The organism is Saccharomonospora sp., assembly GCF_027317685.1.
In the GTDB taxonomy this organism is placed as follows: Bacteria; Actinomycetota; Actinomycetes; order Mycobacteriales; family Pseudonocardiaceae; genus Saccharomonospora.
Genome location: NZ_DAHVQP010000113.1, coordinates 36,910 through 46,297 on the forward strand (window position 1 = coordinate 36,910; position 9,388 = coordinate 46,297).

9 protein-coding genes are annotated in these 9,388 nt (G+C 67.1%); 8 read left to right on the forward strand and 1 reads right to left on the reverse strand.

Annotation, left to right across the window (positions count from 1 at the left end; all coding sequences use genetic code 11):
* Positions 1–26: 26 nt before the first annotated feature.
* The gene (locus M7H19_RS13015; protein WP_298181064.1) at positions 27–3,020 is read left to right on the forward strand and encodes a transglycosylase domain-containing protein; all 2,994 of its coding nucleotides are present in this window, start codon (positions 27–29) and stop codon (positions 3,018–3,020) included.
* 47 nt (positions 3,021–3,067) lie between these two features.
* Positions 3,068–4,690 carry a glycosyltransferase 87 family protein gene (locus tag M7H19_RS13020; protein ID WP_298181065.1) on the forward strand — a complete coding sequence of 541 codons (1,623 nt, stop codon included), beginning with the start codon at positions 3,068–3,070 and terminating at the stop codon, positions 4,688–4,690.
* Here the strand turns inward: M7H19_RS13020 and M7H19_RS13025 are convergent.
* Complete coding sequence (locus M7H19_RS13025; protein WP_298181067.1) at positions 4,651–5,421, reverse strand: deoxyribonuclease IV; 771 nt, start codon at positions 5,419–5,421, stop codon at positions 4,651–4,653. The two genes, M7H19_RS13020 and M7H19_RS13025, sit on opposite strands and share 40 nt — an antisense overlap.
* A 60-nt stretch (positions 5,422–5,481) precedes the next feature.
* Here M7H19_RS13025 and M7H19_RS13030 point away from each other — a divergent pair, with 60 nt between their 5' ends.
* From M7H19_RS13030 to rplI, 6 genes are all read left to right on the forward strand, one after another.
* Positions 5,482–6,315, forward strand: a complete 834-nt coding sequence (locus M7H19_RS13030) for a hypothetical protein (RefSeq protein ID WP_298181069.1) — start codon at positions 5,482–5,484, stop codon at positions 6,313–6,315.
* Between the two features lie 240 nt (positions 6,316–6,555).
* A complete protein-coding gene (locus M7H19_RS13035; RefSeq protein WP_298181070.1) occupies positions 6,556–7,518 on the forward strand; it encodes a hypothetical protein in 963 nt (320 codons plus the stop codon).
* A 115-nt stretch (positions 7,519–7,633) separates the two neighbouring features.
* Complete coding sequence (gene rpsF / locus M7H19_RS13040) at positions 7,634–7,969, forward strand: 30S ribosomal protein S6 (protein WP_298181071.1); 336 nt, start codon at positions 7,634–7,636, stop codon at positions 7,967–7,969.
* A 12-nt stretch (positions 7,970–7,981) separates the two neighbouring features.
* Positions 7,982–8,452 carry a single-stranded DNA-binding protein gene (locus M7H19_RS13045; RefSeq protein WP_298181073.1) on the forward strand — a complete coding sequence of 157 codons (471 nt, stop codon included), beginning with the start codon at positions 7,982–7,984 and terminating at the stop codon, positions 8,450–8,452.
* A 50-nt stretch (positions 8,453–8,502) separates the two neighbouring features.
* Positions 8,503–8,751, forward strand: a complete 249-nt coding sequence (rpsR, locus tag M7H19_RS13050) for a 30S ribosomal protein S18 (RefSeq protein ID WP_298181075.1) — start codon at positions 8,503–8,505, stop codon at positions 8,749–8,751.
* 14 nt (positions 8,752–8,765) lie between these two features.
* Entirely contained in the window at positions 8,766–9,221 is a 456-nt protein-coding gene (gene rplI, locus M7H19_RS13055) for a 50S ribosomal protein L9 (protein WP_298181076.1), read from the forward strand.
* Positions 9,222–9,388: the final 167 nt, after the last annotated feature.

A 9,388-nucleotide genomic window follows, 5' to 3' on the forward strand; every position in this document is an offset into this window, starting at 1 on the left:
CAAGCGCCGATCTGGGAGGGTCTTGAGTGAACGACCAGAGAAACCACCCCTGGCCGGAGGAAGAACCCGGCGACAGGCGCTGGCCCGGTTCCGGTGGTCCGGAAGGGCACTCCGCCAGGCCGCAGTGGCCGACGGGCGATGAACGGCCTCGCGCTCCCCGTCCCCCGGAGCGTCGCCCCGCACACCCCGGGCAACGTCCGCATCCGCCCCAAGGCCCCCCGCCCGCCGGTAACCGGCACCCCGAACGACCTCGCAGGCCCCAGAACCCACAGAACCCTCAGAACCCACAGCGTTCGCCCCAGCCACCACCCGGCGTCCGGGGACAGCAGCCGCCGCGGCCCGGCGGGCCGGACCCGCACGGTCGGCGTTCGCCCGACCAACGGCCCCGCCGCCCCCAGGCAGCGCCGGGAGAGCATCCTCCGGGCCCTCCCGCAAGGCGCGGACAGCACCCGCAGCCCACGTCCCGTTCCGGGGAGGAGGCGCCGCCGCGCGGGCCCCGCAGGCCGGCCCCGCCTCCCGGTGGGCAACGGCCACCCCGCAGGCCCGGTGAGCGACCGGTCGCGGCCGCCGCGGCGGTGCCGGGCGCGCCGGACGAGGCAGAGCAACGCGAACCCGAGCTGATCACCCACCGCGCCTACAACGGCACGGCCGACGGCGGGTTCGACGGTGACGGCTACGACCGTTTCGACGCCCCCGACCGTCCCAGGTCCGGAGACCGGCTGCACGAACCCGGAATCGACGACCCGAACGACACGCCCGCCCCGAGTAACGGCAAGAAGGGCAAGAAGGGCAAGAAGGGCAAGGCGCTCACTCCGGCGCAACGCCGGAAACGCCGCTGGAAGATCATCCGGCGGAGTCTCTACGCCTTCATCTGCCTCTTCTTCGTGCTTCCGGCCAGTGCCTTCGCGATCACGTACTTCCTCGTGGACGTCCCCACGCCCGAGTCCGTGGCCGCACAGCAGGACAAGGTCGTGACCTACCTCTACTCCGACGGGGAGACCGAGATGGGGCGCGATATCCCGGCCGACGGCGGTAACCGCATCCTGCTCAAGCCCCACGAGATCACGCCCGTGGTGAAACACGCGGTCTACGCGGCCGAGGACTCGACGTTCGAGACCAACCCCGGCTTCGACATCAGCGGCATCCTGCGCGCGGTGTACAACCAGTTGACCGGGGGCGTCGGTGGTGGTTCCACCATCACCCAGCAGTACATCAAGGTGGCCACCGAGAACGACGATTACTCGATCACTCGGAAATGGACTGAGATCGTCAAGGCCTTCAAGATGAGCAACGAGCAGTCCAAGTCCGAGATCATCACCGCCTACCTGAACACGATCTATTTCGGTCGGGGCGCGTCCGGTATCCAGACGGCCGCCCAGGCGTACTTCGGTAAGGACGCCGTGGACCTCAACGCCTCCGAGGCCGCCCTGCTCGCCGGGATGATCCAGCAGCCCAGCCGGTCGGAGAACCCCGAGGTACGGGAAAAGCGCTGGAACTACGTGATGGACCAGATGGTGGCCAACAACTGGCTCAGCCAGGCCGAGCGGGACAAGGCGACGCTGCCTGAGCTGATCCCGATCGAAGAGGCCAGGCCGGAGACCATCAGCGGTCCCAAGAAGTACATCCAGCAGCGGGTCAAGCAGGAGCTGGAGGACAAGGGCTACCCGGAGGAGGATCTCCAGTCGGGTGGCTACAGAGTTCACCTGACCATCGACAAGGAGGCGCAGGAAGCCGCCGAGAAGGCCGTCGAACAGGTCATGCAAGGCCAGCCGGACATGCTGAAAGAGGCATTGGTGGCCGTCGACCCGGACACCGGCGGAGTACTGGCCTACTACGGCGGCCCCTACGAGGCGGACGGGAACCAGTACGACTGGGCCTCCGCGCAACGTAACCCGGGCTCGTCGTTCAAACCGTTCGACCTCGTGGCGCTACTGAAGCAGGGCAAGGGCCTCGGAGAGGTCTACGACGGCAGTTCCCCGAGGGAATTCGGTGGCCGCGAGGTACGCAACTCCGAAAACGCCCAGTGCGAATACCCGTGTTCCGTCGCCGAGGCGATGGAACGGTCCATCAACACGGTGTTCTTCGACATCGTCGTCAACGAAGTGGGTCCGCAGGCGGTGGCCGACGCGGCTTCGGACGCCGGCATCCCCGAAAAGGGCGACGGCGTCAACCCCCTGCCCACGATGGACAAGCTCGACGGGAACATCTCCATCGGCGGCGGTGACATCATGGTGTCGCCGCTGCACATGGCTTCCGCGTACGCCACCTTCGCCGCCGACGGAATCCGACACGAGCCCCATTTCGTCGCCAAACTGACCACCGCGGACGGCGAGGTGGTGTTCGACGAGACCTCCGAGGTGGCCACCGAGGGCGAGCCCGCCTTCTCCGACGACCCCGAGGAGAGCAAGCGGATTGCGGGCAACGTCACCAAGTCGCTGATCCCGGTCGTGGAGGGCGACTCGAGGCTGGCCTGTGCCGGAGGACGCCCCTGCGCGGGTAAGACCGGCACGCACCAGTACGAGGACCAGAACGGCATGCGGGTGAACGAGAACTCCGAAGCCTGGATGGTGGGCTACACCCCGCAGGTCTCCGCGGCCGTCTGGGTGGGAAGTGGTGAACACCAACCCATCCGGAACGCGAACAACGCCCCGATCTACGGCAGTGGGTTGCCCGGCGAGATCTGGAAGACCTTCATGGACTCCTACCTCCAGGGCAAACCCATGGAGCAGTTCGAGCAGGTCGAGCCGATCGGCAGGCCCGTTCCTCCGCCCCCGCCGGTGCAGGACGACGCGTCGCCGACCGAAACGCCCGACGAGGACTCCGAGGAAAGCGAGACCTCGGAGACCCCCTCGACCGATCCGTCGGCGCCTCCGGAGGACGAGGACCCGGACGTCACGGTGCCGGAGATGCCGAGCAACCCCGAGGTCCCGGAGCCACCGGGTGACGGTGGCGGGGACGACGAGGATCCGGGAGATCCGGGCGGTTGGCCGTTCGATCGGCAGGACCGCGAGGAGTCCTGATGGGATTGCGCACACATCGCTGAGCACCGACACGTAACATTCGCGACGTGTCCAGCGATAGTTATGGCTCGCAGCAGACTTCGACGCCCGACACCGCGTCGCTGGACGCATCACAGCGGGTGATTCCGAGCTGGTCGGATCCGCTCGCGGAGGCGGTCACCCGCCCCGTGGGCGGGCCGCTCGGCTGCCACGCGGCCGTGGGTCGGCACTGGTTCTGGACTCCGCTGCGCGTCTGTCTGCTGCTGGCGGTCCTCGGTCTGACGGCGGGCTGGTTCGGCAAGGCCGCCTGTATCCAGCAGTACGTCACCGAGCAAGGCGACGTCGAGCTCGACTGGCGCTCGGACAGGCAGTACGTGGCGATGTGTTACTCGGACATCGTCCCGCTCTACACCGCCGAGCGGCTCGACCAGGAGGACACCTTCCCGTACGCCACCAGTTGGGTGGAAAACGAGGGAACCGAGCACGAGCAGGTCCGCTACATGGAATATCCCGTGCTCAGCGGGCTGTTCCAGTGGGTCAACGCCACGCTCACACACGGCTGGGGCGCCGCGGCCCAGTCGGGTTGGTTACCGGGCGCGTTGCCCGTCGCGGTGTATTTCAACATCACGGCGTTCTTTCTGTCCGCGGCCTGGCTGGTCACGGTCTGGGCGGTGGCCCGGACCGCGCAGCGCCGTGTCTGGGATGCGGCGCTCGTGGCCGTGTCACCGCTGGTGGTGGTGCACGCCTTCACGAACTTCGACGCGCTCGCCACCGCCGCGGCGGCCACGGGACTGTTGGCCTGGGCTCGCAGAAAACCAGTCCTCGCGGGCGTATTACTGGGTGTCGGGGCCGCGACGAAGCTCTATCCGTTGTTCTTCCTCGGGCCGCTGCTCGTGCTGTGTCTGCGGGCAGGGAAGCTCGGCGCGTGGGCGCGTACGGCCGGAGCCGCGGCCGTGACGTGGGGTGTCCTCAACCTGCCTTTCATGATCTTCCTTCGGGAAGGCTGGTCGGAGTTCTTCCGTCTCAACACCCAGCGGGACATGGACCCCGACTCGCTGTACAACGTGGTCTCGTACTTCACGGGTTGGCAGGGCTTCGACGGCCCGCTCGCCCAGGGACAGGCACCGACGATCTTGAACACCGTCAGCGGCGCACTGTTCCTGGCGTTGTGCGCGGGTATCGCCTACGTCGCGCTGTCGGCCCCGCGCCGGCCAAGAGTGGCGCAGCTGTGCTTCCTCGTCGTGGCGGCCTTCCTGTTGACCAACAAGGTATGGAGCCCGCAGTACTCGCTGTGGCTGGTGCCGCTGGCCGTGCTGGCCATCCCACGGTGGCGGCTGCTGCTCGGTTGGATGGTCGTGGACGCGCTCGTGTGGGCCCCGCGCATGTTCTACTACCTCGGCATGGACAACAAGGGCCTGCCGGAGGGCTGGTTCCTCGGCACGGTCGTCGTGCGTGACGTCGTGGTGGTCCTGCTCTGTGTGTTGATCCTGCGAGAGATCTACCGACCGGCTCAGGACCTGGTGCGGATCCACGGTGTGGACGATCCCGCGGGCGGGGTGCTCGACGGGGCCGAGGACCGCATCGTCCTACCCCGGCTCCGACGTGGACAGAGGAAGCGGCACAAGTCGCGAGGTGAGCACCTCGATTCCGATCAGAGCCGTTCGCGCAGGAACTCGATGTCGGTGGCCTGATCGTCCTGGGGCGTCTCCACGATCACCGGTGCCGCGGCTTCCCGAACCACCTCGACCAACAGCTCGGGGTCGATGGTTCCCGCCTCGCTGACGATGCCCGCGTGACGATCGCGTTGTGAACCCCACGCGTCGCGCGAGTTGTTGAGGTGCACCAGGTCGATCCGGCCGGTGATCGCCTGCACGCGCTCCACCGTCTCGGCCAGGTCCCAACCCGCGGCGTACGCGTGACAGGTGTCCAGGCAGAACCCGGCGCCGAAGTCGGCGACCTCGTCCCACAATCTCGCGATCATGTCCAGTTCGCGGGCCATCGCACCCGCGCCACCAGCGGTGTTCTCGATCAGCAACGGCACCTCGAAACCGCCCTGTTCGGCCTGCCGCTCGAACAGTTTGCGCCAGTTCGCCAACCCTTCCGCGGGGTCCTCGCCCTGACGGACGTGGCCGCCGTGCACGACGAGGCCGCGCGCCTTCGTCTCGGCCGCCGCGGCGGCGTGCTGGGCCACGGCCTTGCGCGAGGGGATGCGGATGCGGTTGTTCAGCGACGCCACGTTGAGCACGTACGGCGCATGGATGTAGACGGCGATACCCGCGTCGGCGAGGTCGGCCGCCTGTGGGTGCGGCTGCGGCTTCTTCCAGCCCTGCGGATCCGCGAGGAAGAACTGTACGGCGTCCGCGGCTCGTTCGCGGGCCGCCGACAAAGGAGCGTCATCACGGACATGCGCGCCGATCTGCATTCGGCGAGGGTAACGATTCATCCGCCGAAAAATCGAGTACCGTGACCCTGTCCCAGGAATTTGACCAAGATCACATATCAGCGGGAAAAGGCGCGGGACTTCGACCGCACCCGAGGAGTGAGGGCGAAAAAGCTCATGGAAAGCGTGGACCGGAACAACAGGCATATCGGCTCGACGAGCGCCACGTTGGCACTGGCTGGCCTGCTGGCGTTGCTGCTCTTCCCGGGCAACGCGTACGCGCAGGACTCCAACCCCATCGACGCTGGTATCTGCAGAGAACTCGAGAAGAACGAGGACGACGAGCTGCTCGCGTTGGACGCGGAGGTGCTCAACCTCTGGGCCGAGTTCGGTCTCAACCAGCCGGAGTCGCTCGCCGAGGCGTTGAGTGCCTTGTGCGAATCCGGGAAAAACACCGTAGACGCGATCAAGAAACCCTTTCAGGACATCCTCGGGGAAAACGAAACAAAGAATCCCGATTCAGGTGACACACAACAAGGTGAGATTGACGGTGAAAGTGAGACCACCACAACCTCACCTCCGCAAAACACGATTTCCCCGTCCACCGACACATCCGAGAACACCGAGGACTCCCAGAGCGCCGAGGACTCCGACACCTCGGTGGCGGGCACCCCCACGGCGTCGCCTCCGGGTACTGGCGCCCAGGGCGGAGGCCCGGCACGGGCGACGATCGACCGGCTGGAAGGCACCACTTCGGCGCCCTCCACGACGGAGCGCGACCGTGGCGACACGTTCGCCGCTCAACAGCACACCAACCACGATGCGCAGGAGCCCGGAACACTGGACCGACTGCCGTTCCTGCTCGCGGTGATCTCGCTGGTGGTGGTGGCCGCCGCGCTGGCGCACACGTGGGCTCGCCGTAAGTTGCTCCATTGATAAGACAGACACGCAGACACGCCGACAAACCGATACGCCGACATGTCGACAAGTCGATCTGTCGGGAATCCATCGGCAAGCCATCGGCGATGGACCGACACAGCGCCGGACCGCCGGACGCTGCGGGCGTTCACCCGGGACCGGCGCTGTAGTTCAGGTCACTTCCCCGATTCGCGTCACTTCCCACGTCCCTCCGTCGTTGTTCCTAATCGACACGGAGTCAACGAGGAGGACAGTCCAGTGCGGATCAGCCCCACCGCTTTCTCCCGGGTGGCCCGCAGAGCGCTCGCCACGATCGCCGCGACAGCGGTGGTCGGCGGCATGACCGTCCTCACGGCGGGCACGGCGGCGGCTGCGACCGCGGTAGCGGACAACTGCACGGGCGCGGTCGGTGGCAGAGTCGGCGACATGGTGGCCCTGGACGGCGCATCGGTGTCCGAATTGGTCAGAGCGGGTGCCGAGGAAGCCAGGACCATCGTCGTGGTCCACCACCTCACCATCTGGCCGAACCACCTGGCCAGGAAGATCTCCGACACCCAGGTCGAGGTCGGCACCGTCCCCGATGCCCCGACCAGCAGCATCAGCGGCGAGGCGATCGGCGCGGCCGTCCGGCAGGCACTCGAAGGCAAGGCCGGGCTCGGTGCCCTGCCGTCCACCCAGCGGACCACGCTCGACAGCATCGCCGAGACGGTCTCGGCCGCATGTCAACTGACGGTGGAGGCCACCAACCACACCCAGCGGTCCACTCAGCCCAAGCCCTCCTCCGAACCGACTCCCGACTCACCCGACCGTTCGGACGAGAACTCCGCCGGCACGCACCCGCACTCCGGTGACGCGGACGCCGACGGGCGGGACGGCGGCTTCCAGAACACCGGCGAGGCCATGGCCAAGAGAAGGGACTACGACGGCATCCCGGCCGCCGAAGCGCCGGGCGCGGGCATCTCCGTGCCGGAGGACCTGCAGTACGCCCCGTCCAGCGGTGTCCCCGGCGAACCCCTCACTCCTTCGTACGGTTCTCTCGGCGACGAGGACTCGGGAAACAGCGCGCACGGCTCCGATCTCCGGAACGCCGGTGACGCCGACGCGCTGGCGGTGCAGGACCGACAGCAGGCGGTACAGCTGCCCATGCTGCTCGCCGTCGTGGCGCTCGCCGCCGTCACCGCGGGACTCGTCCGCACCTGGGCGCTGCGCCGGGCCTCCTGAGAAACCGCCTGCCCGCGAGGTGCCTGGTCGGGCCCCGCGATTAGACTGTGCGGTCGAACAACCCTCCTGTCACGGACCGTCCGTGACCGCATGAGCCCATAGGAGGTGAGTGGTTGTGTCACGCCATTACGAAATAATGGTGATTTTCGACCCATCGCTCGATGAGCGCACCGTCGCCCCGAACCTGGAGAAGTTCCTCGAGGTCATCCGCTCGTCCGGCGGCAACGTGGAGAAGGTCGACGTGTGGGGTCGCCGCAGGCTGGCCTACGACATCGGTAAGAACTCCGAAGGCATCTACGCCGTTCTGGATCTCTTCGCCGAGCCCGAGGCCGTCTCCGAGCTCGACCGTCAGCTCTCGCTCCAGGAGACCGTGCTGCGGACCAAGGTCGTTCGCAGGCGTCCGCCGCGCGGCGCGAAGAAGGCCGCCGCCAAGGCCGGCGCGAAGGCCTGAGGCTGATACCGGATGGCCGGAGACACCATCATCACTGTGGTCGGCAACCTCACCGCCGACCCGGAGCTGCGGTTCACGCCTTCGGGCGCCGCTGTCGCGAACTTCACGGTCGCGTCCACGCCCCGCATCTTCGACCGCCAGACCGGCGAGTGGAAGGACGGCGAGGCACTGTTCCTGCGGTGCAACATCTGGCGCCAGGCGGCTGAGAACGTCGCCGAGTCCCTGACCAGGGGCGCCAGGGTCATCGTGCAGGGCAGGCTGAAGCAGCGGTCGTTCGAGACCAAGGAAGGCGAGAAGCGCACGGTCGTCGAGCTCGAGGTCGACGAGATCGGTCCCTCACTGCGTTACGCGACGGCGAAGGTCAACAAGGTCAGTCGAGGCAGCGGCGGTAGCGGATTCGGCAGCGCTCCCGCTGACGACCCGTGGGGGTCGGCACCTCCCGCGGGCGGCGCGGGCGGTTTCTCCGACGAACCGCCGTTCTAGCGGCCTCACATCGCAAAGCAACCACACACGACGTTCCTCAGGAGTACATCGTGGCGAAGCCACCCGTTCGCAAGCCGAAGAAGAAGGTCTGCGTGTTCTGCAAGGCCGAGAAGCAGGGCCACCCCGAGCCGATCGACTACAAGGACACGAACATGCTGCGGAAGTACATCTCCGACCGCGGCAAGATCCGTGCCCGCCGGGTCACTGGTAACTGCAGCCAGCACCAGCGCGACATCGCCATCGCGGTCAAGAACTCGCGGGAGATGGCGCTGCTGCCCTACACGTCGACGGCTCGCTGAGGAGGAAGTCAGACATGGCGAAGATCATCCTGACGACCGACGTGGCGAACCTCGGCGGCCCCGGTGACATCGTCGAGGTCAAGGACGGTTACGCGCGTAACTACCTGCTGCCGCGTGGCCTCGCGATCACGGCGACCAAGGGCGCGGAGAAGAACATCCGCACCATCCAGCGGGCCCAGGAGGCGCGGCGCATCCGCGACCTCGACCACGCCAAGGAGATTCGCTCCACGTTGAAGAACCTCGGCACCATCCAGGTTCAGGGCAAGGCTGCCGAGGGCTCGAAGAAGCTGTTCGGCTCGATCACGGCGGCCGACATCGTCGGTGCCATCTCCTCCGCCGGTGGCCCGCAGCTCGACAAGCGGATCATCGACACGGGCAAGCACATCAAGACGCTGGGCAAGCACCAGGTTCAGGCCCGCCTGCACCCCGAGGTGACGGTGGACCTGCAGCTGGAGGTCGTGTCCCAGTAGGGGTCTTACCTCTTCGACGGCAACGGCGGGATCTCGTACATGAGGTCCCGCCGTTGCCATTTCGAGACCCAAAGCGGGAACCCGGGTCCCCCCTGCCACGTCGGACTTATCGGGCGAACACAACAAGCTTGACGCGCTTCGACCGCCCTGAGCAGACTGCTTCTCAC